This window comes from Bacillus cereus (assembly GCF_002567495.1).
GTDB lineage: Bacteria > Bacillota > Bacilli > Bacillales > Bacillaceae_G > Bacillus_A > Bacillus_A cereus_AQ.
Map to the genome: position 1 here is coordinate 25,760 of NZ_NVAP01000018.1, position 26,224 is coordinate 51,983.

Below are 26,224 nucleotides of genomic sequence, written 5' to 3' on the forward strand. Positions count from 1 at the left end.
ATAGTTTTCTATCCGATTTTACATATCGGAATTTATGTTATTTACAAAAGTGAAACCTACGAAGGGGGATTTGATGAGGAAACTAACAAAAACATTCATCGTTTCATTAACATTATGTATTGCATTTACACTTTGGGGGATTATTCCCGAATCTATTATTGGAAAAGGTAGCCTAGGAAATGTAACAACTGCAATTCAAACTGCATTAGTTAGTAAGTTTGGATGGTTTTATATTATTTCCGTTTCTATTGTTTTAGGTGTGTCTATCTTTTTAATTGTTTCGAAATACGGTTCTATTCGTTTAGGTAAAGATGATGACGAACCTGATTATAGTTATATGACATGGTTTGCTATGCTATTTAGTGCTGGTATGGGTATTGGTCTAGTTTTCTGGGGCGTTGCAGAACCATTAAACCATTTATACGCACCTCCGTTTGGAGATGGTGCAACTGAGGAAAGTGCACGCCTTGCACTGCGTTTTTCATTTTTCCATTGGGGATTACATCCTTGGGGACTATATGCGTTTGTAGCGTTATGTATTGCTTATTTCACCTTTAGAAAAGGAAAGGCAAGTACGATTAGTGCGACAGTAGGTCCGTTATTTAAGGGCGGGGAACACGGGCGTATTGCTCATTCATTTGATGTGTTAGCTGTTTTCGCGACTGTGTTTGGTGTTGCAACGTCACTAGGTCTTGGCGCAAAACAAATTGCAGGTGGTGTTAGCTATTTAACATCTATCCCGAATTCATTAACGACACAGTTGGTTATTATTGCAATCGTAACAGTTCTTTTCATGTTATCTGCTCAAACAGGTCTTGATAAAGGAATTAAATATTTAAGTAATGCGAACATTATTTTGGCATTTGCACTTATGATTATTGTATTATTTGCAGGTCCAACAAACTTTATTATGAATTACTTCACTTCAACAATTGGTTCTTATATTCAAGAATTGCCAAGCATGAGTTTCCGATTAAGTCCTTTAGACGAAGGCGGAAATCAATGGATTCAGTCATGGACAATTTTCTATTGGGCATGGTGGATTGCATGGTCACCATTCGTAGGTACGTTTATTGCTCGTGTTTCACGAGGCCGTACAATTCGTGAGTTTGTTATTGGTGTGTTACTTGTACCGACCGTAATTGGTGCACTTTGGTTCTCAGTTTTCGGCGGAACAGGTATTCATATGGAGCTGTTTGGTGATGCACATATCTTCGACAAAGTGAAAGAAATGGGAACAGAAGTAGGATTATTCGCTATGTTCGATCAGATGGGTAGCTTTGGATCAGCTTTATCAGTTTTAGGTATTTTACTTATTGCAACATTCTTTATTACATCTGCAGATTCTGCGACATTTGTTTTAGGAATGTTAACGACACATGGTAGTTTAAACCCACCAAATCGTATTAAAATGATTTGGGGGATTGTTCTAGCTGCGATAGCTTCTACTCTATTATATATTGGCGGATTAGAAGCCTTGCAAACAGCTGCTATTATTGCGGCATTCCCGTTCGTATTTGTTATTTTCTTTATGATGGCAGCATTATTTAAAGAGTTACAAAAAGAAGGGCGTATGAAGCGTCATTAATAATAGAAGGAAAAGAGCTGATTTCATATCAGCTCTTTTTTATCTCTCTATTTACCGGGCAGTAAGACCCACACCTCAAAATTCAGTGATAGGTAGGGGACGGGCTGCATGTAAAAGCCCGATTGGTGAGGGCTGATTAAAATTTCATTTTATATAGAAGGAATTTGAAATGCGGGTAAGGGAAATAAAATACTTTACTATATAAGTAGTATGCCTTTTATACGAAGAAAAAACGATAGGTTTCGACAATATTCGATATTTTACGAATTCTATTCGTATTTTTGTCAAAAATATGTCGGAAATGTGTTGTCACTTTTATGTATATGTGCTATATTATTTCCTGTAAGCGATTTCAAATAGTTTTAAAGCGCATTCAAGGGGGACATCTAGAATAATGAAACGTTACGAAAGAAAGTGGAAGCATATTTGTTTGAAACGTGTGGCACATCGTAGTGTCCAAGAAAGCACGGAACCTAAGACTGAAACGCGCAAAGAACAGCAAGAGAAGCAATTGGTTCTACAAAAATAGCAATCACTTTTTCGTATATAAATGAAGGTCGATCGTTCGTTGGGGGATGGACGTGAAATTACTTTCAGCTAAGGGGTATTGTCTGATATATAATTTATACGGCAATAAATAAGCACAGAGCATACGGCGCTCTGTGCTTATTTTTATTATTTATCTTTTTTGAATCGAACTGTTTTATCCCAGCCAATGACTTGTTTTTTGCTCTTTGCACGTAAGTATAAAATTAAGCTACGAATGAATAAGTACGTAAAGAGCTGTGCGTACGTAAAGTACATGATAACACTAATGAAAATATTAGTCGGTGTAAAGGTTCGTTCGACACTCTGGGCACTAAATAATTGTGAAACATATGTAATGTATGCGACGTACCACATAAATAATAGTGGGATACTATATTGAATCTGGAATATCCCAAGTAACCCAATTACAAACCAAACGTTTGAAATGATTAGGAAAAGCCAAAATACGACATACACTAACACTTGCTGTAAGGAATGGGCGAGAAGTTTTCCTTTAAAGAAACTTAATGAAGAGAACATTTTTTCTAAAATGTATAAATTCCCTTGAAGCCAACGTGTACGCTGTTTAATAAGAATCTTTAAATGCTCTGGTTCTTGCTCCCAAGTAACCGATTCTGGAACGATTGGCAGGAGATAACCTTTTTGCGTAATTCGTAATGTTAATTCAGCATCCTCTGCAATTGCGTAAGGGTCATAGCCACCAAGCTCTTCTAGTGCTGAGCGACGAAGAAGCATGTTTGTTCCTGTTAGTGAACCCGTTTGGAATAGTAACCAGCGTCCAGATTGCATAAGGAGCTGGAAGATTTGAAATTCTAGCGAAATCATTCGCGTCAGCCAGTTTCTTTTTTCATTTACAGTACGAACGTGTCCAACTGCCCCAACCGCATCTTCAGTTGTTTCAGCGTGTTCTACAAGCATTCGCAGTGCGTGTGGTTCAGGTTGGTTATCTGCATCATAAACACAGAAGTATTCACCATCTGAAATACTAAGGCCGTAGTTTAATACGCGTGATTTACCCTTCGGTTCACCGGACGGAACACGAATGTGACGAATGTGGGCATAAGCTTTGTCGAAATCATCGCCGATTTCAGGCGTTTCATCTTGAGAGTTATCATTTAATAAATAAATGGTTAGCTTTCCTGGATATTCAATCTTCGCCATTGCCTCTAAAGTATCTTTAATAACGACCCCTTCATTATGAGCAGGTATGAAAATATCGACGCTCGGATAATGTTCTAGCGTACGATCTTTTCGTTTAGTATTTCGATGAATTAAGCCCGCGATTGTTAAGAAAGAGTAGTAAACGAGTAAGCCAGAGAATAGAAAGGCCGTAAAAATAAGTACATATTTAATTGAAAATGTGATACTGATCCAAAAAACAAGTACGCAAAACAGAAGGAATAAAAGAAGTATAACGAGAGTCATCATAATAATGCCTGTCCTTTATTTCCAATTTGCTCGCGTGAAATTTTTATATCACGGATTGCTTCAGCTGCAAGCCATTTTTCTAATTTTGGCTGTAGACGGTTCATTACTATATCTGCACCAGCCTCATTTGTGTTCTGTAATAAAATAACTAATGTATTCTCATCATATTCAGCAGCAAGGTCAAAATCATTCCTTACTGTTTCAACTAATAATGAAGATACGCGGTCCATAACACTTTCTTTTGTATATTTACTAAAGGAAGTGAAGTCAAAATAAATCATGATGCCTGTTTCGTTACGACGATTCATTGCAGTTATTAATAATGCTTGGCGTCTTTCAAATTCTTGTCTTGTTAGTAATTTTGATTCTCCAATATATTGTTCCAACGTTCTCACACGCTCAGTTAAAGTTTTATTTTCATGAATAACTTTTTTCAATAGGTGAGTTGTTATGTATACAATGAAGAAGTTGGCTACCATCAGGAAGTGGGTAATCATATATTGCCATTGATCTGATGTACTCCATAAATGAAGCCATGCTTGATAAAATAAATAAAATACGGAAATAATGGTTCCTAGTATGAAGAAAATAAATGCTGTTTTGTCAGCTAAAAATAAGAATAGTACATTTACGATTACGTATATTATTGTAAAAATGAGCGCATGCTCATAATTCGTCACATGTACAGTAGTAAAATAAAATACAATTTGTAGAATCCACATAGAGAGGATTTTATAGAACTTATCTTTCACAAAACTTTCCTCCTTAAAGCTATTTCATCCATAGATACTTGTAGTATGCGCAATTATTAAGAAATTGACTATGTCGTTACATTCTTTTGAAGGGCAACACCAAGTAGTATCTCTATTTTCATAAGAAAAATAAAAAGACTTGAATATTATTGTATCATAATGTTCTTATATTTGGGATAAAGTGCTTGATAGATATATAAAATACGTTTGGATTGCATGAAAAAAGTCTTCTCTTGGAGAAAGAGAAGACTCTATATAAGTTTATAGGAACATCATACCTGCAACTGCTGCGTTTAAGAAGTTCGCTAATGTACCAGCGATAACTGCTTTAATCCCTAATTGTGCAATTTGTTTACGGCGAGTAGGAGCTAACGTTCCTGTTACACCTAGTTGAATTGCGATAGAAGAGAAGTTTGCGAATCCACAGATTGCGAATGTTAAAATCAGATTTGTTTTGTCAGAGAACTCTGCCATGTGTGGTCCTAAGTTTGCGTATGCAACGAATTCGTTGATTGCAAGTTTTTGACCGATAAAGCTTGCTGCTTGTACAGCTTCACCTGGAGAAACACCGATTAAGATTGCAAATGGTGATAGTAAGTAACCGAAGATTAAATCAAGGCTAAGTTTAATATCGAACCAAGAACCAACCCATCCTAATAATCCATTTAATAAAGCGATTAATGCGATGAAAGCCATTAACATTGCTGCTACGTTAATAACAAGTTGTATACCTTCAGATGCACCGCGTGCAGCTGCATCGATAACGTTTGCGTCTTCACGTTCTGTAGAAAGTTCAACGTTATTATCTACTTTTTCTGTCTCTGGCATGATTAGTTTTGCAATTAATAAGCTTGATGGAGCTGCCATAATTGCAGCTGCTAATAAGTGCTCTAACGGAATACCCATTGCTGCATAGCCGACAAGAACGGATCCAGCAACAGCTGTCATACCGCTTACCATAATAGCGAAGAATTCACTATTTGTTAAGCGTGCTAAGTAAGGTTTAATTAAGATTGGAGCTTCAGTTTGTCCTAAAAATACAGTCGTTACTGAGTTTAAGCTTTCTGCTTTAGAAGTGCCAAGAAGTTTACTTAATGCACCACCAACGACGCTAACAAATTTCTGCATAATACCAAAATGATATAAGATTGCTACTAATGAACTAATAAATACGATTGGAAGTAGTGCTTGAATAACGAAGATAAATCCCCAAGGGCCTTTTGCGTTGACTAAATCCCCAGCAACGAACCTAATTCCCTCGTAAGAAAAGTTAATTAATCCTTGAACACCATCAGCAGCGTGTTTTAAACCTGCTTTACCAGCATCCCATCGTAATACGATAAATGAAAATGACATTTGTAATGCTAGCGCGATTAAAATTGTGCGCCAATTAATAGCTTTGCGGTTGGAAGATAGTAAGAAAGCAATTGCTAATACTCCAATCACGCCGCCAATTCCCCATAAAAGATTCATGCAGTGTATGCTCCTTCCTCATAGTAAAAACAGTGTATAAACCAGTTGTCTATACGTTTACGAATATAACATCTTAAGTAACTTATCATAATGGACATCGGAGGTCAAACGTCTAATGAAAAGTTTAAATAAAAAGAAAATTCTTTAAAAAAACACATATAAAATAAATAGACATGAAATAGGTTATGTTTTTTATGTAAATATATACATTATGATAACGTTATGGATTATTTTTGCAGAATAAAGTGTATGAAATGGAAGAATGGATATATTATTTTTGTAGAGAGAGGGTAGGGGAACGGGAGTAATATGTTGAACTCATAGCAAAAAAGCCCTCTAGTAAACTAGAAGGCTTTGAAACTACTAATTAAGGTGCTTTCGTGTATCCTAAGAAGTGACTCTTCCAATAAGAGTTACTTAATGAAGCGATTGCGACACCTTTATCTCCAGCTTGGATAAATGATCCGCCCCCAAGGTAGATACCCATGTGAGAAGGACCTGATTTATAAGTATTTTGGAAATAAATTAAGTCGCCAGGTTGTGGATTTGAAGTTTGTGGTAGGCTACTCCAATATCCAGCAACACTTTGGCGGCTAATGTTATGACCAAATTTCTTAAATACGTGGTAGATGTAACCACTGCAGTCAACACCGTTAGCAGAAGTTCCGCCCCAAACGTACGGTACACCTTGCATTGATTTTGCATATGCAAGTACGGAAGAACTGTCGCCGCTATTATTGCCAGTATTATTATTATTGTTGTTGTTTTGATTGTTATTTTGGTTGTTGTTAGGCTTATTATCTACTGCACCACCAACTGGTGTTTTAGACAGGTAACGTGTTCCGATATAACCATTTTGTCCGTTGTAGTTAATTTTGCTCCATCCAGAGTTTTCAGAGATTACTTGAACCTTCTGACCTTGTGGAAGTGCGCCTATGATTCTATAATTTGTACCTTCGCCGCTACGTACATTTAGTGCAGAAGCATTAATGTAGTAGTCGCCAATTGCACCTTGGTTAGGTTGTTTTGGTTGTTCAGGTTGTTTTGGCTGCTCAGGAGTAGTAGTGCCACCTTTAACGAATTTTACAAATTCGCTACTAACGAAGCCTGTTTTTCCTTGGTAATTTACTTTAAACCAACCATTTTCAGATCCAACTACGTTTAATGTTGTACCGTTTAAAACGCCACCAATTACACTATGGTAAGCAGCAGGGCCTGTACGAACACGTAAAGATGTAGCGTTAACCACGTAAGAACCGCCAGTTTGAATAGCTCCGTTATTGTTTTGCTCTTGTTTGTTATCTTGTTTGTTGCCTTCTGTAACGTTTTCGTTAGAACCGCCTTTTGTTACGTAGTCTTTGCTTATATAAGCAGTTTGTCCTGCGTAATTGATTTTGAACCAATCTTGAACTTCTCCAACAACTTGTACTACTTGTCCTTTTGTAACAGAACCTACAGTTGTATGAGAAGTGCTAGGGCCTGTGCGAACACGAAGAGAAGATACATTTACTGTATAGTTTCCATTGGCTGGTTTTACTTCTTGGTTGTTATTATTCGTATTGTTGTTTGAAGAACCTGAATTTGAAGAAACTCCAGATACGAATTCGCCACTTACATAACCTACTTGTCCATTATGGTTAATTTTCACCCAACCATTTTCTTGACCAATTACGTTTAATGTTTGTCCTGCATATACACGTCCAGAAACAGAACTAGATGTGTTAGGAGCTGTACGTACACGTAATACATCAGCAGTAACTTTATTGTTTCCACCTGTACTTACATTGTTGTTTGCTGCGCCATTTTTTGATACGAATTCGCTACTAACAAAGCCTGTTTTTCCATTAATGTTAATTTTGAACCAACCATTTTCTTCGCCAATCACGTTTAGTGATTGACCGTTATAAACGCGTGAGATGATGTCGTGAGAAGTGCTTGATCCTGCACGAACATGTAATACGCTCGCGTTTACCTTATAAGATGAGTCGTTTGATGCAGAAGCTTGGACAGTTGTAGCAGCTTTTTGTGTATTTTGTTCAGGTGCAGCTTGAACACTATCAAGTGTAGGTGCTGCTCCTCCTGCTACAGACACTGCCGCAAGACCGGCAAGATACTTTTTCATAATTTGTCGATTCCTTTCTGTCTGTAATGTAGTGAAGAAATATTTACCAACTGTTAAAAATTCTAAAGAGCATGTCGATTACTGTCAAGGCTTATGTGGGAATCTGAATATGACAAAAAGATTACAAGAAAAAATCAAGGCATAAATTCATACCTTGATTTTCATGTAAATGCATATATTGAATAGGAATGGACAGAAAATATTCGTGTTTAAGAAGATGCCATATTGGATTGTAACAAAATTTGATTAAAAGATTTTTGCAGTTTTTTGGTGATAGGACCAACTTGACCATCTTGGATCGCAGTTCCATCAAGGTGGGTCATCGGTAATATCTCAATCGTCGTTCCTGTAAAAAAGCATTCATCTGCTTGATAAACGTCACGAACACTGAAAAGTTCTTCCTGTACAGGAATGTTAAGAGTATTCGCTAAAGAAAGGACATATTGACGAATAATGCCATTTAAAATAAGGTGGTTGGCTGGATGTGTATAAATAGTCCCGTTTTTAATTAAAAAGAAATTAGAACAGCTTCCCTCAGTGACTATACCATTTCGTATGAAAAGTGCTTCTTTACAGCCTTTGCGTTCAGCTTTCGTAACAGCTAGTACGTTTGGTAATAAATTTAACGATTTAATGTCACAGCGTAGCCATCGAGTATCGGGTTCTGATATAGCACGTATACCATATTCAATCCATAATGCTGGTCTTTCTTTTTTTGTAATATAGGCATAAATTGTCGGAGGGTTGTCATATGAAAATACATGTGTGCGAGCTTGTACACCGCGAGATACTTGCAAATAAATTGTGCCATCTTCATAGAAATGATTTCGTTCAATTAATTTGTAAAGTAAAGTGATGAGTTCAGCTTTTGAGAAAGGGAGCGATAATTCTACTTCTTCCATGGATCGATATAACCTAGTTATGTGCGGATCTAATAAGTGAAAGTTCCCTTTATATAGGCGAATGACCTCGTAGACACCATCTCCAAACTGTAAACCTCTTTCTTCAAGTTCTATGTACGTTTTTTGTTTTGTTGTATCAATAACTTCATCATTCCAAAGTACAAATTTTTCGTATGCCAATTTCCGTCCCATCCTTTCGTAAGTACGTAAGTAAAGTGAAACTTTCATTCATGCGGGATAAAAATCACTATAGTAATTTTTATGTAAGTAATTCTCTACATATGACCGTATATGTATTTGTAAATCATAGAGAAGGAAGGATGATTTAACCCGCATTAACGGGCAGTAAAACTCCCACTGATTAAAGTTTCACTTTACAGCATTTTGTATATACAAATTCGAAAATAAGAAATGAGAATCCTGCTTCTTAATAAAAAAAAGCAACATTCGTATGGAATGTCGCACAAGGAGGGTAGCTATCTTTCATAGGGACATCGTCTTATTGAATGTTTTGTGTATGAACACAAAACATGTTGAAAGACAATTATAAGAAAGTAGAAACAAAAGATTTACACATTTCTTTAAGGGATCTTACGAAAGATGAGAGATAAGAAATATGTAGAACTTTGTTTACATATTTTATTATAGAGATGGTTCATTAATGCTATGTGAATATTTGGTAAAGGTTATGTAATTTTAAAGTTAATGAATATAAGAAGTTGTATGGAAGAAAATAAAAAAAGAGGCTGAGATTACTCAGCGCTCTTCTTTTCTTCTTTAATAGCTGTTTTTACTTCACCAGTTTTGATCTTATTACTTTCAGAGAAGCGAAGTAAGTCACCTTCAATGATTTTATCAGACATGTGCAATTCATTTTGAGCACGATCAATTAGTGGTTGAGATTCTTCTTTCGGTAATTGTACAACTTCGCCAGTAGCACGGTCGTAGAATGTACTGTTTGTGTACATGTACTTATCTGTAACGAAGCTACCGTCACGAAGAACAACAAATCCTTTATTATCAGGTGAGAATACATCATGACCGAATCGAACGTCATTCGTAGAATCTACACCAAGTAAGTTTAGAATAGTTGGTTTTATGTCAATTTCACCAGTTGGTTTCGAAATTGTTTTACCTTCTTTTTGACCTGGAACGTGAATAAACATCGGTGTTTTTTGTAAGTTCATATGGTCAAATGAAGTGATTTCTTCTTTTCCTAAGAACTGTGCCATTGCACGGTTATGGTTTTCAGAAATACCGTAATGGTCACCGTAGAATACGATTACTGAGTTGTCGTAAATACCTTCTGCTTTTAGACGCTCAATAAAGTGTTTCATTGCCTCGTCTAAGTAACGAGCAGTTACCATGTAACGGTCAAATACGCCATCACCAGAATTGTATTCGTCGATTAATTTCGTATTGTCATCGTAAGTGAATGGGTAATGATTCGTTAAAGTAAGGAAGCGAGTATAGAATGGTTGCTTCACTTGTTTTAACATATCAACAGATTGATCGAAGTACTCGATATCTTTTAATCCCCAGTTTAATTTTGTTTCCGGTGTAATCTTGTAGTCAAGCTCGTTGTAGTAACGATCATAACCAAGTGCCGGATACATAATGTTACGGTTCCAGAATGTTGCGTTGTTTGCGTGGAATACTGCAGTGTAGTATCCTTGCTGACGTAAAATTTCTGGAGTTGCTGTGTATTCGTTGTTACCGTGTGTGAAGAACACAGCACCGCGGTCTAGTGGATATAAAGAAGTATCTACTAGGAATTCAGCATCAGATGTTTTACCTTGCCCAGTTTGATGGAAGAAGTTATCAAAGTAATAACTTTCTTTCGTAAATTGGTTTAAGAATGGTGTAACTTCTTGTCCGTTAACTGTTGCACCAATTAAGAATGTTTGTAATGACTCAAGAGAGACAACAATTACGTTTTTCCCTTTTGCAGTACCGAACATATTTGGATCTGGTTTACTTTGTGTTGTTTTCACATAGTTTTCTGTTTCTTGTAATTTACTACCGTCGGCAAATGCTTTTTGTGAACTTGATTTCGCTTGTAAGCCAAGATCGTATGCTTGGTGTACATATAATCCTAAATTTTTAACAAGCATAACGCGGTCGAATGAACGTGTTAATAGTTCTGGACGTTCAGCTTCTGCAAAGCCTAGGTTTACAAAGAAAATAGCAATTGTTGACACGAAATATAGGGAACGCATCGGACGTGCTACACGCTCTGTAGGTGCAAAGTTTTTCATCTTCTTCAATAGAACGAAGAATACGATAATGTCTGCAAATGCAAGGATAATTTTGTAGTTAAATAATTCTTTCACACTAGAACCTAAGCTTCCAAAGTTAGAAGTTTGCCCTAGTACTGGTAAAGTAACGAAGTCATTGTAGAATCCGTAGAACATTACGTTACCAACCAGAATGATCGTTAAAACAAAATTAATTCCAAGTGCTATATAGTTACGTTTTTTTCCTTTTGCAAATAATGCAAGTCCCACAAACAGTAACGATGCTGCTAATGGACTAATGAATAAAATGAATTCTTGCATGAAGGATTCAAGTTTTAAATCAAAGCTTGTGCGTGTAATAATGTAAGTTTTCAGCCATAAGGCTAAAGCTATGAATAAAGTGAAACGCACATTTTGAAATTGTGATTTCAAGGTTTCTTTCATTCATTTCCACCCTTTCTCTATCAGGCTTGGTCGATTTTGGAGCGAAAAATGTTAAAATAAAAAATACATAGTTTTCTTGGCCATAATTAAAGGTTCTATATTCACCCATATACGACTATAACTATGCATACCCTTTTGGTTTCTTTTGTTGCTCATAAGTATAACGTCATTCCTGTATTATACAACAAAATTCATTTCTGAGAAACACTATAACATTTTACATTTTTTGTATGTGATTTGTCACTACCAGAGAAAACTTTAACATTCGTTTATAGGTCCGTCAACTAGAAAATATAACAAAGATAGAGTGGAATGTTAAGTGAAGGTGAAAATTTTCTTGGTTGAGAAATAAGAAATGAAGATGGGCAAGGGTTATCTAGAAATCTATTATATGAAGGAAATTATATAAAAATTAACGAACACTTGTTCTTTTTTAGTTTGTTTGTTACAATGAAAGTTCATTGATAGGTTTTGTGTAATTTTGATGAACTTTTACTGATAACATATTGTAGCTTATTTCTTTTTAAAAATAGGGAGGCTTTTACATGAAACAAAAATTTTCAGTTGAAGCGTTTTGGAAAAAAGTAAAACACGTTGCAAAGCAAGCAGGGCAGTCAGTCATTTATGCAAGTTTGTTACTGTTTTACGTTTTGCAAAGACCCGACGTTCCAAAACGAGTGAAAATTATTGTAATTGGAGCACTTGCTTATTTTATTGCACCGATTGATGCGATTCCAGATTTCATTGCTGGAGTTGGTTATACGGATGATTTAGGGGCGTTAACGGCCGCGCTAATACAGGTATCGCTATACGTCAATGAAGATGTGAAAGATAAGGCACGAGTGAAGTTGGCAGAATGGTTTGGTTCGGATATAGACACAGCATTTATCGATCAGAAATTAGGTCAATAGGTGAAACCTGTCGTAAGGTGACAGGACGAACGTAAGCGAGGAAGTGCATTATGCCATCAGGAAGAACGCATACGAAAATAAACTTAATATCCCTTCCGGTTGTTTTGTTTTTGCTCTTTTCGTATGGATTAACAAATTTTGATTTTTTATTAACTTTTGCAATTGGTTTTTTAGTAGGTACTTCATTTTTAACACCGGATTTAGATACGTACAGTAATGCTTATAATAAATGGGGTTTCTTACGTATATTTTGGTATCCTTATAAGCAAGTAATGCCGCATCGATCTTTCTTTACACACACGATTATACTTGGTGATGTAATTCGTATTGCGTACATGTTAATCGTCTTTTTTCCATTTTTATTCCTATTAAATGTAATCGCATTGGATGGTAATTTAATAGAAATTGCGAAGAAACATGAGGTTGAGATTGTAACGTTCGTAATGGGAATTGTTGTGGCAAGTACGCTCCACATTATAGCGGATAAAGTGAATACGCGCCGAAAGAAAATGATGAGAAAAAAGAAGAAACGAAGAAGATAAAGTGAAACTTTAATCAGTGGGAGGCATCCCTGCTGATTATTAGCTCACAATAATCGGGAAAAGGACACTTGCAATTTGCAAGTGTCCTTTTTTAAACAAACGTTTGTTTAAAATTAAGCTTTCAGCACTTTAATCCCTTTTACGATGTTCCAGATGAAGTAGTATAAGCTGATGATTCCGCAAATAGCTAAGACAATCATTGAACCAATTCCGAATGTTACATCTGGTTGGTCCGATCCGATACCCATAATTCCTAAAATGGCTACGCCGATAAATGTAGCGATACTTGGAATGATGTGAGTCCATAGAGCACGTTTTGCATGTGGTTTTGTTTCAGCGTCTCCCACAATCCAAACGATAATAGGGAATAAGATAGGGGCAAATAGTACACTAAAGTACGATAAAGCAGCTAATATTTTGTTTCCATTCATATATATCACCTCATAAATAATGTCCGTTGTTATACTATTATTATGCACTAATTTTTGCAAGCCTTCTATCGATGAACATTACAGGAACATGACGATTTTGTAAGATTTTCTGTTAAATAATAAAATTTTCAAAAAAATCTTTTTTAATGAAAATTGTTATGGTACAGTATAAATGAAAGTTATTGAAAACGTTTTCTTGAACGTTTTTTTATTTTAGGCTTAAAGGTATGATGACCTGATAGTCTATTGATGAGGTTATTCTATTTAAAAGGGGATTCTTTAGGGGGAGAGAACAATGAACACATGGACACAAGTTTATGATCCGTTCGGTAATATTTGGATTTCAGCAGCAGTCGCACTTATTCCAATCATCTTTTTTTTCTTAGCTTTAGCAGTTTTTCGCATGAAGGGGTATGTAGCAGGATTTATTACAGTTGTACTTACAATTTTAGTTGCGTTATTCGCTTATAAAATGCCGTTCACGATGGCAATGGCAGCAACCGGATATGGTTTTTTGTACGGGTTATGGCCAATTGCTTGGATTATTATTATGTCGGTATTTTTATATAAAATTTCTGTGAAAACAGGTCAATTCGATGTGATTCGTGCATCGGTATTATCGATTACGAACGATCATCGTTTACTCGTTATTTTAATTGGATTTTCATTTGGAGCGTTTTTAGAAGGGGCGGCAGGATTTGGTGCACCAGTAGCGATTACGGCCGCGCTTCTTGCGGGTCTTGGGTTAAATCCTTTATACGCAGCTGGTCTTTGTTTAATTGCAAATACTGCACCAGTGGCATTCGGAGCGATGGGAATTCCGATTACAGTTGCTGGACAAGTAACAGGTATTGATCCACATAAAATTGGACAAATGGCTGGACATCAATTACCGTTCTTATCATTATTTGTTCCGTTCTTTATCGTATTTTTAATGGATGGATTTAAAGGAGTAAGACAAACATGGCCAGCTCTATTTGTAGCGGGTAGCTCATTTGCAATTACGCAGTTCATTACGGCGACGTTCTTAGGACCAGAACTTCCGGATATTACGTCAGCGCTTGTAAGTTTAGTGAGTTTATCGCTATTCTTAAAAGTTTGGCAGCCGAAAGAAATCTATCAATCGGGGCAAGCAAATAGTGAAGTAGCTGCGGCAACGACGGCGACATCTATGCCGAAACTAACGGTAGGAAAAGTCGTAAAAGCGTGGTCTCCATTCATTATTTTAACTGTAATGGTAGTCATTTGGAGCCAAAGTTTCTTTAAAGCGTTATTTGTTCCAGGTGGCGCATTGGAAAGCCTTGTGTTTAAGTTTGAGGTTCCAGGCTTACACAATCTAGTAATGAAAGCAGAGCCAATTGTAAATAAACCGACGCCTTATGAAGCAATCTTGAAATTAGATATTTTATCAGCGACTGGAACAGCAATTTTAATTGCTTGTATCATTTCTATCTTTATTTTGAAAATGAGTGCAAAAGATGCAGTAGCAACATTTAAAGCAACGTTAAATGAACTAAAAATGCCAATTCTATCTATTGGATTCGTATTAGGATTCGCATTTATCGCAAACTATTCTGGTCTATCTTCTACATTAGCGTTAGCACTTGCAGGAACTGGCGGATTATTCCCGTTCTTCTCACCATTCTTAGGCTGGATTGGTGTATTCTTAACAGGATCTGATACGTCTGCGAATGCACTGTTCTCGAATTTACAAGCCATTACAGCACAACAAGTTGGCGTATCTGAAGTGCTTCTCGTTGCAGCGAATACAACAGGCGGTGTAACAGGTAAAATGATTTCCCCGCAGTCGATTGCGATTGCTTGTGCGGCAGTTGGTCTTGCTGGAAAAGAGTCGGATTTGTTCCGTTTTACGGTGAAGCATAGTTTGTTCTTCGTTATCATTGTAGGGATTATGACTTATGTGCAGGCTTATTATTTAACTTGGATGATACCGTAAGTGAAAAAGAAATAACGTTTGCATTTTTCTGATAATCGTGTATGATGGAAAAGTATTGAAAATTAAATCAGTGATAAACTAGGGGTGCCTAACGTATGCGTAGGCTGAGAGAGAAGCGCGTGAACTTCTTAACCCTTTGGACCTGATCTGGCTCGTACCAGCGTAGGGAAGTTAACGGCTTTACATAATGATGTCTTTATGAGCCAGGTCCTTATTTTTTATGGACCTGGCTCTTTTTATTTTGGCATGCGCTGGCCATATCTCGTCCTTGTCACGAACAGGGGGGGCAACAAAGGTTATGAAACAATCTGTTTCAGCTGAGCAAATTGAATTGAAATCGAGTTTACCAGGGAGTAAGAAAGTATATGTGGATGGACCGTGCGCGGGTATGAAAGTGCCGATGCGTGAGATTGAACAAAGCGAAACGAATGGCGTTCCAAATCCACCAATCCGTGTGTATGATACGAGTGGTCCTTATACGGATCCTGCGTATAAAGTGGAGCTGGAAAAGGGGTTGCAGGCGCCGCGCCACTCTTGGATTGTGGGACGTGGTGATGTAGAAGCATATGAAGGGCGTGAAGTGAAACCAGAGGATGACGGTGTGAAAGTGGCTTCGAAACATACACCTGTTTTCCCGCAAATGGATCGCCAGCCACTTAGAGCGAAGCAAGGTGCAAACGTTACGCAAATGCATTATGCGCGCAATGGCATCATTACATCTGAGATGGAATATGTTGCGATTCGTGAAGGGGTAGATCCTGAGTTTGTTCGTAAGGAAATCGCAGAAGGCCGCGCTATTTTACCAGCGAATATTAACCATCCAGAGGCTGAACCGATGATTATCGGACGTAACTTCCACGTGAAGGTAAATGCGAATATCGGAAACTCAGCTGTATCTTCTTCCATTGCAGAAGAAGTAGAGAAGATGACGTGGGCAACGCGCTGGGGTGCAGATACGATTATGGATTTATCTACAGGAAAAAATATTCATACGACGCGTGAGTGGATTATTCGTAACGCACCGGTACCAGTTGGAACAGTACCGATTTATCAAGCGCTTGAAAAAGTAAACGGAATCGCAGAAGATTTAACGTGGGAAGTATATCGCGATACGTTAATTGAGCAGGCGGAGCAAGGCGTTGATTACTTTACGATTCACGCTGGTGTATTGCTTCGTTACATTCCAATTACGGCAAAACGTACGACAGGGATCGTTTCACGCGGTGGTTCAATTATGGCGCAGTGGTGTTTATTCCATCATAAAGAAAACTTCCTATATACTCATTTTGAAGAGATTTGCGAAATTATGAAGCAGTACGATGTTTCGTTCTCTCTTGGAGATGGATTACGTCCAGGGTCTATTGCGGATGCAAATGACGAAGCGCAGTTTTCTGAGCTTGAAACACTTGGTGAATTAACAAAAATTGCTTGGAAACATGATGTGCAAGTTATGATCGAAGGACCTGGACATGTACCGATGCACTTAATTAAAGAGAATATGGAGAAAGAGCTTGATATTTGTCAGGGCGCGCCGTTTTACACACTTGGGCCGTTAACGACAGATATCGCACCAGGTTACGACCATATTACCTCTGCAATTGGGGCTGCGATGATTGGCTGGTTTGGAACTGCAATGCTTTGTTATGTAACACCTAAAGAACATTTAGGTTTGCCAAACAAAGATGATGTACGCACAGGTGTTATTACGTACAAAATTGCAGCGCATGCGGCCGATCTTGCGAAAGGACATAAAACGGCTCATCAGCGTGATGATGCACTTTCAAAAGCACGCTTCGAATTCCGTTGGCGCGATCAATTCAATTTATCTTTAGATCCTGAACGCGCGATGGAATATCATGATGAAACGTTGCCTGCAGAAGGGGCAAAAACAGCTCACTTCTGCTCAATGTGTGGACCGAAGTTTTGTAGTATGAGAATTTCACATGATATTCGTGAATATGCAAAAGAAAATGATTTAGAAACGACAGAAGCAATTGAAAAAGGAATGAAAGAGAAAGCGAAAGAATTTAAAGAAACTGGTAGTCATTTGTACCAATAATACGTTACACCTCTTTACTCGATTGATCACACTGTAGTACCTAACTTAATTATAGAAGAAGCCCCTTTTGCTAAGACGGTAGCAAAAGGGGCTTCTGTTTTCTTTATAAGGCAAAGAAGAGGTGTACCCAGTAGTATAAGAGGAATAATGTGACGACTGTTGTGAGAGGAATAACGATGAGAGATACACTTAAATAATCTTTCCATTTTACTTTAATTTTGTTTTGTTTCAGAATATACATCCAGATGAGGGAAGCTAGCGTACCGATTGGTAATAATAGTGAACCGATGTCACTACCAATAATGTTTGCGAGATAGATCGTTTTTAATGTGACTGGGTCTAGTCCCATTTCTGTTAATGTGATTGTACCAATCATAAGTGCGGGGTGGTTATTAAAGACGTTAGAGAGGATGGATACAAGTCCACCCATTGCAAAGCTAGCATAGAGTAAATGCTGGCTTACAACTGGCTCGAGCCAGTGCACAAGTGCGGCTGTTAACCCTGCGTTGTGTAGTCCGTAAATAATGACGTACATAGAGAAGGCGAAAATTAAAATATGCCACGGTGTTTTTTTCAAAATATCGATAGGGTTTGTCCGTAAGTAGTACCATCTCCAGATGAGGAGAACGAGGGAACCAAGCACTGCAACAATTTCGATTGGGATAGATAAGAAGGATGCAACGAAAAGAAGACAGCGCATAAGGAAGACGAAACCTAATACTTTTAACATGAATCTTGTACGTTTTTGTTTCGTATCAACAGAGTTTTTTCCTTTTAACGGATGGAAGTTTTTCGTGAAGAAAATTTCTTCAATATCATATGAAGAAACAGGTAATTTTTTCGGAAGTTTTTTCTTTAAAACTGTATACATGAGCCATGACATAAACAATAACCCTAATGTTGCAGGTACAAACATCATAGCAGTATGCATATAAAGAGTCATATGGACGATGTTTAATGCAATTAAGTTTACGATATTACTTACACCGATTGGTGCACTAGATGCAGTAGCGATTAAAGCGCCACTTAATAAATAGGGAATTTGTTGATGAGGTTTTAATTGAAGATTTCTTAGAAGTAGAATTAAGATTGGAGTTGTAATTAAAATACTACCATCATTATTAAATAAAAGAGTCATAAGGAAACATAGTAATTGAATGTACCAGTATAGGCGGTGTCCGGAACCTTTCGCTAAATTTGCGAGTTTTGCTGCAGCCCAATGGAAGAAGCCGAAGCTTTCTAATATAACCGCCATAACGATGGTTGCTAATATTGTTATGGAGGCACCGCCAATTTTACTTATAATGTCCATGACGTCTGGTTTTGATACAAGTCCAGTAATTAGAATGATACCAGCTCCGATTGCTGCTGGCCAAGCCTCATTTAAGCCACGAGGACGCCAAAAGATAACAATCATCGTTAAGAAGAATACAATAATAGTAATCCATATTTCAATGCTCATATTTTGCCTACCTTTCTATTTTCCCTTGAACAGATGTAGCTTGTCTCAAGTTTATATTGGTAGTATATTCAGCAAAAAATAAGACGAACTAGACGTATAACGGAGTAACTTGAATATGTGTTTTTCAAGTTACGGGACAAGTATCCCTATTAGTGAAATAACTATTGTGAGAGGAGTCTACAAATTTATGAGGCAGTAGGATAGTAAATGAAATTTATAGCAGCGATTTTTAAAATATATCGGTTACCGAAAAAACGTGATGAAAAATAAGAGAAGCCTACCCAAAAATGAATTTTCGGATAGACCCCATTACATTATTTTTCCTTCAAAAAAGTTCGATCCTTCAAGAATAAATTCCAGAAGAAAATGAATCCTGGGAGTAAAATTGCGATTCCAATTGCGTATAGAACAAGCAATGCATAGAACGTTTCCGTCGTTGTAAAGCTTGTAAATACAGTTACGTCAGGATAAATAATATATGGTAAATGCGCGACCCCGTAAGCATAGCTTGCAAATGCATATTGAGCGACGACAGCTAAAACGGCAATGCGAGGGTATCCTAGTGTGTTGTACTTTTTGTTTGTCCACCAAAGGGACGAGTATCCAATAACGAATAAAACGATAGAAACGGTAAACCACGGGAATTGCTTTATTAATCCTTGCATTAACCAGTGTGTTTGTGGGTCCATTACAACGAGGGCTATAATTGCCGTAACGAGCGTTGCAGGACCAAGTATGATAGCGTTTCTTCTATAAATTCTATATGCATCTTCTGAACCTTGCTCTCTCGCAAAATCAGCGAGAAAGAGAGAAGATAGAAATAGTTCTGAAGTTAGTCCGAAGAGCATATAACAATAAATAACAGGACTAGAAAGAAGTTTTCCGTAAAGGAGTACTTCTTTTCCTTCAGCCATTGTAATGTAGGCACCTTCTGTAACAGGTAAAACGGTAATTAATAGGGCTGGAATTAAGAGCCCTGTAATACCTGAAATAATCCGGAGAAGATGTTGGTACTTCGGCAGAGAGTAAGCAAATACCATAAATGTACTACGAATTGCAACGAGTACTAGAATTAGCATGACTGGTACGAACATAACGGTTGCAAGGGTAAAGGCTGCTTTCGGGAAGAAACCAAGGAAAGCGACAACGACAAAGACAAGAAACGTATTTGTTACTTCCCAAGTTGGTGATAAGTATCGATTGGCAAGCTTGGCAGCGAGCGTTGGATGTTTTGCGTATACCATGCCCCAAAAACCAGCTCCAAAATCGATGGATCCTAATATGCTGTATACGAAAATAAGAGCCCATAAGATGATGATTGCAATACTTTCCTCATGCACGAGAATCGCCTCCTTGGTGATGCAAATCATTCTTTAACGGATGTCGCTTAAAGAATGTTCGTAGTACAAAGACTGTTAAAATACCGAGTCCAATATATAAAATGATAAATAGAATAAATAAAGGACCGACGAAATCAGCACGTGTAGAAGCATCGACTGTACGTTGCATACCATAAATTGTCCACGGCTGACGACCGCTACAACTGAAAATCCATCCGAATTCAATACCGAGCATCATAATTGGTCCGCATGCGGCAGCACCCCAAAGAAGCCACTTCGGTAGCTCTGTCCCCTTTTTTCGGTAAACGAAGTACCAATATAAGAGAGCAATTGCTGCAACTGCAAAGGTAAACGCAGCAGTGCCGACCATTAAGTTGAACAGTGTATGTGTATAAAATGGTGGCCACGTTTCTTGTGGGAATTCCTTTAGACCTTTTACGACCGTACTAGGGTCTAGTCCCACTAATAAGCTAAGCATGTTTGGAATTTCAAGTGCATAGTTTAGTTCAAGTGTATTAGGATCCACAACTCCGCCAATGGATAGCGGTGCGTGTGATGTCGTTTCAAATAAAGCCTCAGCAGATGCAAGTTTTTCAGGCGAGTGCTTATGTAGGGCGATCGCCGATTCATGTCCTGAAAGCCACATCGTAGCACCTGTAATAAATGTCACGACAAGCCCTAATAGTAGACCTTTTTTATGATAAGCAACTTCACGTGCACTTAAATTTTTCTTCAACAATTTAAATCCAGCGATAGAGGCAATGACAGCTGCTCCAGTTGCATAAGCCGTAATAACGACGTGGAATGCACTTGTGCCAAAACTCGGATTAAAGAAAGCTTTCCACGGATCAACGTTAAAAACAGATCCATCTGGATTCATTGAAAAGCCTGCTGGTGTATTCATCCATGTATTTGCTGATGTAATAAGCACGGCGGATGCCGTGGCACCAATCATGACGAAAAATAGCGAGATTAATCTCATAAATGGAGGAAGTTTATCGGCTGCATATACGTAAATCGACATAAATAAAGCCTCCAAAAAGAAGGCGAAAATCTCAATTTGGAAGGGGACAGAAATAACTTGTCCAACAATTTTGGCGAAACCAGGCCAAAGAAGTGAGATTTGTACACCAACAATTGTTCCAGTTGGAATTGCTACACCAAGAAGAATGGCAAAGGCCTTTGTCCACCTTTTTGCCATAATGGCATAGTCGGAATCTTTCTTCCAGTGATAGAGTATTTCGCTTATAAAAATCATCAACGAAAGCCCGACACCAAGTGTTGCAAAGATAATGTGAAATGCTAATGAAGAACCAAAAAACGCCCTTGCTAATGTTACGGTATCCATATGTAAACTCCTCTTCTTTTTTGCCATTATTTTCTGATTGAATTGGAAGATTTATTCAAAAAAACTACCAAAAATATATATGTATTTAAAAAGCGAATATGATAATATGATGTTGTAACATTCTGAAAAGAAAGAAATTAATATTTGCTAATGTTTTGTTTGTTTTTTAAGCAAGAATCTTTTATAATCTTTTATGCGAACATAAGTTCTGTTTTGGAGTGGAGAAGTTTATGTGAAATGGAGAGGGTGTTTTATGTATCCTGAAGTCATTAAAAAGATGGCATTTTCAAAAGAGCATAGAGATTTATTGTTGAAGCTATATAATAAAGAGATTACGCGTCGTGAATATGATCGACTTGTAGAATCGCTATATAAACCTTCTAAAGAGGTTTGCGGGGGATAGAAACATGGGAGACAATCTAATGATTGTCTTTTTTAAATTTATGTATGTTCTGATAAAATTAAGGTTAGCCTTACTAGGGAGGTGAAAAGATTGCGGAAACGTTTATATATAGGGATTGGGGTTATCTTCTTAATCGCTTTAGGTGGAATTGTATTTTGGTCAGCACTACAAGGAAACCGTACAGAACATTTTATTTTAAGACATATGGTGAATGAAAATGGAACGCTTGCTACGTATCGTTTAATAGATACTAAGGCAGGTAAGGGTGAAGCGAAGGGACGGGAAGCTTTATCAGAATCGGCGGGATTATGGTTACAATATACACTTGATAAAGATGACCAGGCGTTATTTGATGAGCAAGTAAAGGTTATTCAAGATAATTTCGTATATAAAAATCATATCGTTTTATGGAAACTCTCTGAAAAAGGAGAGAAGCAGTCAGCGACAAATGCACTTATAGATGATCTTCGTATTATAGAACAATTATATCGTGCTTATGAAATGTATAAGGAAGAGCGTTATAAAAACCTTGCCGATCAATTAAGTGATGCTGTACTTCGTTATAATAAAAAAGATAATTATTATGTTGATTATTATGATGCAGATGCAGGGAAACAAAATAATTTTGCAACAACATCATACATAAATCCGCATGCATTCTCGTATATGAAAAAGTACGGAAAAGTTTCTGCGGAGCAATATCAGGAAGTGGTTCAATTTTTAGCGAACTATCCAAGGCACGGCTGGGCATTCCCAAAGGAATATAAAGAAGATGGTACATTTACGTACGATAAAGAAGTAAATCTTATTGATCAATCATACGTTGCATATCATCGTAGTTTAGGTGGTCTTTCATCAGATGCTTACTTGGAATTTATAAAGAAAAAATTCCAGGAGGACGGAAAGTTATACGGTCGTTACAATTTAGAGACAGGAAAACAAACTGTGAATTATGAATCGCCAGCCGCTTACGGATTAACGATTTTGTACGTATTACAAGCAGGTGATACAAAGTTTGCAAAGGAATTGTATGATCGGATGGTTACATTCCGAAACGATAATGTATTTAGTAGATATTATGGCGGATATGTAACAGGTGAAAATAATAATACGCATATTTTCGATAATGTATTACCAATTTTAGCGGAAATGGAATTGGAGAAGAGTAAGAAATAAAAGGTGTCACCCTTTGGGGATGGCACCTTTTATTTCTTGATAAGTAAAAAGCATCTTACGTCCTAATATTGGAGAAATAATTAATCACAAATTTACGGAATTGCTGAGCTGTTTTTGATAAGTAGCGTTTTTTTGACCAACTTAATCCGATAGTTCGCTTACAAGCGGGTTCAATAATACGCAACTTGTTTGCTGCTAAAGTAGTGTTTTTTAATAAAGTTAAACTTGGAACAAAGGCTATGCCGAGACCTTGCTTAATGAGGTCGCTAATCACGGTCGGTTCATCTACTTCAAAAGCAATATGCGGAGTGAAACCAGCTTCCTTACAAAATTCATCCGTTAAGTGCCGAAATCCATAGCCAGTGTTCATACTAATAAACGGTTCGTCTTTTACTTCATGCAGATGGATACTTTCGCGGTTTGATAACCGATGGCCTGAAGGGACGACTAAGAAAATTTCTTCTGTAATAAGTGGTTCCCAAACAATTTCTTCTCCTTCAACTGGTACAGAGGAAATACAAAAGTCAATTTCCATATTTTCCAGTTGTCGTTTCATAGACGGAGTAGACGCAAGAAATTGCTGGAATCGAACGTTAGGATGTTCTAGTAAAAAAGAGCCAAGTAGTTCTGGTAATATTCTTGGAATAGAAACAGCCATTGTAATAGAGCCTTGTTGTAATTCGGCTAAATCTTTAATTTCTCGTTCCCCTTCACTTAATTCATGAAAAATACGTTCTACTCGTTTTAAAAATACTTTTCCGAAAGAGTTTAAAGTAATCTGTCGACCTTGGCGATCAAATAATGGAACGCCTAAGTCCTTTTCTAGTCTAGCGATTGTTTTGCTAAGTGAAGGCTGTGCGATATGCAATTCTTCAGCTGCCTTTGTCATATGCTCTAGTCGTGCAACCGTCTGAAAATATTTTAATTGGAGAAGTTCCATTTCGAATCCCCTTTCTATAGACCAAAAGGAATGAATTGATAATTAAAGATGTATTATACAGTATGGAAAGTGACGTGTATAGTAAATCTGTTAAACCATTCTAATGGTGTTAAATTCGGAGAAGGAGTATGTTTTATGAAAGGAATTCAACTTATATTTAAAGATTGGAAAGCGATGTGGCACCATAAACATGGACGTATCGCTTTAATTTTTTTATTAATCGTTCCGTTAATTTATTCAGGATTCTTTTTAGCTGGGTATTGGGATCCGTACGGAAAATTAGATAAATTACCTGTTGCGGTTGTGAATTTAGATAAGGGTGCTGTGATGGATGAAAAAACAATTCATGCAGGAGACGATTTTGTTAAGAATTTAAAAGAGAATAAGGAACTGGCTTTTCATTTCGTATCAGAAAAAAATGCTGATGAAGGGTTAAAAGAAGATAAGTATTATATGGTTGTTACGATTCCGAAAGATTTCTCTAAAAAGGTAAGTACACTTATGGATGAGAAACCAGAGCCGGCACAATTGCAGTACAAAGTAAATCCAGGGAAAAACTTTGTAGCGGCTCAAATTGGAACGACAGCTGTTGAAAATATGAAAACAAAAATCTCGAATAGTATTACGAAATCATATACGGAAGGTGTTTTTTCAAAGTTTCAAGATTTGGCACAAGGGTTGAGTGATGCAAGTAACGGTGCTGGGAAGTTACATGAAGGAACGACCGATGCAAAAAATGGAGCAAGTCAGCTTGCAGATGGTATTGATCGTTTAAGTGACGGGACATCGAAATTGAAAGAGGGAAGTGACAAGCTTGCGTCTAGCCAATCTGCCTTAACCGGGGGAGCAAATGAGTTAAGTCAAGGAGCGACATCACTTCATAGCGGTATGGAGTTATTAGCACAAGGTGAAAAAACGTTACAATCCGGAGTTAGTGAATTAAGTGCTGGTACAAATGAATGGGTGAGCGGAAGTGAAAAACTTGCTGAAGGCCAAGTAAAAGCGGATGGTGCAGCTAATAGTGTAAAACAACAACTAGAAGATTATATGAAGAATCATCCAGAGGTACAGCAAGATCCTGCTTTTCAAAAAATAGTTGCGACATCTAATGGATTAGCTAAAGCAACAAATACTTTAAATACTAGTCAACAACAATTGACACAAGGCGCGAAGAAGCTTGCTGACGGTCAGAATAAGGTTGAAGAAGGTATGAATACATTCGGAGTTAAGTTAAATGAAGCTACTGCTGGAACGAAAAAGATAGCAGATGGTACTTCGAATTTGGCTGATGGATTTACGAAGTGGGGAAATGGATTTACCTCATTACAAGAAGGTGTAAATCAGCTTGCGAGTGGTGGAACGGAGCTGAATAACGGTGCTGGAAAGTTAACGAACGGACTTGTTAAACTTGACGATGGTGCGAAAGAACTTTCTACGAAATTAGGGGAGGGCGCAGAGAAGATAGCGGATGTTCGTAATGATGATGCACGCAATACAATGTTCTCAGAGCCAGTTCAGTTAGTGAAGTCAACAGTTTCTGACGTGCCTAACTACGGTTCGGGAATTGCACCATACTTCTTATCACTTGCATTTTATGTTGGTGGAATTATGGCATCAAATATTTTACCGCTTGGTCGTAGACAAAATATGAAGGTAAGTGGAACGGTACATTTTGTTAATAAATTAGGATTGGTATATTTAATTGGACTTATTCAAGCGCTACTTGTAGATGTAGTTGTGCTAGGAGTTATGAAATTAGAAGTTGCAAGTGTACCGCTCTTTGTTTTATCAAGTGTTGTTATTTCCTTTACGTTCATGACATTTATTCTTATGTTAGTAACGGTATTTGGTCTTGTTGGGAAGTTCGCAGCAGTAACGCTTCTCGTCTTACAATTAGCAACGAGTGGGGGGACTTTCCCAGGAGAATTAAACATAGCTGTTCTTAGCAAAGTTGGACAGTTTCTCCCAATGTCTCATTCTCTTAGAGGATTACAAGATGTTATCTCTTTAGGAGATTGGTCACAATTGCAAATGCAAATTTTAATATTGTTATGCTACCTTGTGGTTGCTGGGGGAATTGCTTGGATCACGAGCCATATACAGCATAGAGAAAGAGAGACTAATGCAGAACAAGTCTCTTAAAATAAAAATAAGCTATCC

19 protein-coding genes and 1 riboswitch are annotated in these 26,224 nt (G+C 37.3%); of the genes, 8 read left to right on the forward strand and 11 right to left on the reverse strand.

The window, feature by feature from the left end:
* Window positions 1–73 precede the first annotated feature (73 nt).
* On the forward strand, window positions 74–1,588 hold the full coding sequence (opuD, locus tag COK05_RS08370; protein WP_098612219.1) for a glycine betaine transporter OpuD: 1,515 nt from the start codon (window positions 74–76) through the stop codon (window positions 1,586–1,588).
* 675 nt (window positions 1,589–2,263) lie between these two features.
* On the opposite strand, the gene COK05_RS08380 is transcribed toward opuD, so the two are convergent.
* The 6 genes from COK05_RS08380 to COK05_RS08410 all read right to left on the reverse strand — a co-directional run bounded on the left by COK05_RS08380 (window position 2,264) and on the right by COK05_RS08410 (window position 11,495).
* Window positions 2,264–3,565 carry a glycosyltransferase family 2 protein gene (locus tag COK05_RS08380; protein WP_098612220.1) on the reverse strand — a complete coding sequence of 434 codons (1,302 nt, stop codon included), beginning with the start codon at window positions 3,563–3,565 and terminating at the stop codon, window positions 2,264–2,266.
* The gene (locus COK05_RS08385; RefSeq protein WP_098612221.1) at window positions 3,562–4,317 is read right to left on the reverse strand and encodes a dGTP triphosphohydrolase; all 756 of its coding nucleotides are present in this window, start codon (window positions 4,315–4,317) and stop codon (window positions 3,562–3,564) included. The genes COK05_RS08380 and COK05_RS08385 overlap by 4 nt, the downstream gene beginning before the upstream one ends.
* 261 nt (window positions 4,318–4,578) lie before the next feature.
* Window positions 4,579–5,790: a NupC/NupG family nucleoside CNT transporter gene (locus COK05_RS08390; RefSeq protein ID WP_098612222.1), complete on the reverse strand. Its 1,212-nt coding sequence runs from the start codon at window positions 5,788–5,790 to the stop codon at window positions 4,579–4,581.
* A gap of 367 nt (window positions 5,791–6,157) precedes the next feature.
* Window positions 6,158–7,912, reverse strand: a complete 1,755-nt coding sequence (locus tag COK05_RS08395) for a C40 family peptidase (RefSeq protein WP_098612223.1) — start codon at window positions 7,910–7,912, stop codon at window positions 6,158–6,160.
* A 209-nt stretch (window positions 7,913–8,121) separates the two neighbouring features.
* Window positions 8,122–9,006 (reverse strand): D-amino-acid transaminase, encoded by an 885-nt coding sequence (locus COK05_RS08400; RefSeq protein ID WP_098612224.1) that lies wholly within the window; start codon window positions 9,004–9,006, stop codon window positions 8,122–8,124.
* A gap of 560 nt (window positions 9,007–9,566) precedes the next feature.
* Window positions 9,567–11,495, reverse strand: a complete 1,929-nt coding sequence (locus tag COK05_RS08410; RefSeq protein ID WP_098612225.1) for an LTA synthase family protein — start codon at window positions 11,493–11,495, stop codon at window positions 9,567–9,569.
* A 545-nt stretch (window positions 11,496–12,040) separates the two neighbouring features.
* Here COK05_RS08410 and COK05_RS08420 point away from each other — a divergent pair.
* Together COK05_RS08420 and COK05_RS08425 are read left to right on the forward strand one after the other, a co-directional pair.
* Window positions 12,041–12,406, forward strand: coding sequence for a YkvA family protein (locus COK05_RS08420; protein ID WP_098612227.1), 366 nt, complete (start codon window positions 12,041–12,043; stop codon window positions 12,404–12,406).
* A gap of 50 nt (window positions 12,407–12,456) precedes the next feature.
* Complete coding sequence (locus COK05_RS08425; protein ID WP_098612228.1) at window positions 12,457–12,948, forward strand: metal-binding protein; 492 nt, start codon at window positions 12,457–12,459, stop codon at window positions 12,946–12,948.
* A gap of 113 nt (window positions 12,949–13,061) precedes the next feature.
* On the opposite strand, the gene COK05_RS08430 is transcribed toward COK05_RS08425, so the two are convergent.
* Window positions 13,062–13,379, reverse strand: a complete 318-nt coding sequence (locus COK05_RS08430; RefSeq protein ID WP_098612229.1) for a DUF4870 domain-containing protein — start codon at window positions 13,377–13,379, stop codon at window positions 13,062–13,064.
* Window positions 13,380–13,674: 295 nt separating this feature from the next.
* On the opposite strand from COK05_RS08430, the gene lldP reads away from it, so the two are divergent.
* Both lldP and thiC read left to right on the forward strand, forming a co-directional pair.
* Window positions 13,675–15,336, forward strand: a complete 1,662-nt coding sequence (gene lldP, locus COK05_RS08435) for an L-lactate permease (RefSeq protein ID WP_098612230.1) — start codon at window positions 13,675–13,677, stop codon at window positions 15,334–15,336.
* Window positions 15,337–15,406: 70 nt separating this feature from the next.
* Window positions 15,407–15,522: riboswitch (TPP riboswitch) on the forward strand.
* Window positions 15,523–15,634: 112 nt separating this feature from the next.
* Window positions 15,635–17,395 carry a phosphomethylpyrimidine synthase ThiC gene (thiC, locus tag COK05_RS08440; protein ID WP_098612231.1) on the forward strand — a complete coding sequence of 587 codons (1,761 nt, stop codon included), beginning with the start codon at window positions 15,635–15,637 and terminating at the stop codon, window positions 17,393–17,395.
* A 103-nt stretch (window positions 17,396–17,498) separates the two neighbouring features.
* Here the strand turns inward: thiC and COK05_RS08445 are convergent, their stop codons facing one another.
* The 3 genes from COK05_RS08445 to cydA all read right to left on the reverse strand — a co-directional run bounded on the left by COK05_RS08445 (window position 17,499) and on the right by cydA (window position 21,545).
* Window positions 17,499–18,857, reverse strand: a complete 1,359-nt coding sequence (locus tag COK05_RS08445) for an arsenic transporter (RefSeq protein WP_098612232.1) — start codon at window positions 18,855–18,857, stop codon at window positions 17,499–17,501.
* A 314-nt stretch (window positions 18,858–19,171) separates the two neighbouring features.
* Window positions 19,172–20,197 (reverse strand): cytochrome d ubiquinol oxidase subunit II, encoded by a 1,026-nt coding sequence (locus tag COK05_RS08450; RefSeq protein ID WP_098612233.1) that lies wholly within the window; start codon window positions 20,195–20,197, stop codon window positions 19,172–19,174.
* Complete coding sequence (gene cydA, locus COK05_RS08455) at window positions 20,190–21,545, reverse strand: cytochrome ubiquinol oxidase subunit I (protein ID WP_098612234.1); 1,356 nt, start codon at window positions 21,543–21,545, stop codon at window positions 20,190–20,192. Before cydA ends, COK05_RS08450 begins: the two co-directional genes overlap by 8 nt.
* Before the next feature lie 253 nt (window positions 21,546–21,798).
* Here cydA and COK05_RS31280 point away from each other — a divergent pair, with 253 nt between their 5' ends.
* Both COK05_RS31280 and COK05_RS08465 read left to right on the forward strand, forming a co-directional pair.
* A complete protein-coding gene (locus tag COK05_RS31280; protein WP_098612235.1) occupies window positions 21,799–21,948 on the forward strand; it encodes a hypothetical protein in 150 nt (49 codons plus the stop codon).
* 90 nt (window positions 21,949–22,038) lie between these two features.
* Window positions 22,039–23,124, forward strand: coding sequence for a transcriptional regulator (locus COK05_RS08465; protein WP_141538960.1), 1,086 nt, complete (start codon window positions 22,039–22,041; stop codon window positions 23,122–23,124).
* Between the two features lie 55 nt (window positions 23,125–23,179).
* On the opposite strand, the gene COK05_RS08470 is transcribed toward COK05_RS08465, so the two are convergent.
* Window positions 23,180–24,064 (reverse strand): LysR family transcriptional regulator, encoded by an 885-nt coding sequence (locus tag COK05_RS08470; RefSeq protein WP_098612237.1) that lies wholly within the window; start codon window positions 24,062–24,064, stop codon window positions 23,180–23,182.
* A gap of 135 nt (window positions 24,065–24,199) precedes the next feature.
* On the opposite strand from COK05_RS08470, the gene COK05_RS08475 reads away from it, so the two are divergent.
* Window positions 24,200–26,206, forward strand: a complete 2,007-nt coding sequence (locus COK05_RS08475; protein WP_098612238.1) for a YhgE/Pip domain-containing protein — start codon at window positions 24,200–24,202, stop codon at window positions 26,204–26,206.
* Window positions 26,207–26,224: the final 18 nt, after the last annotated feature.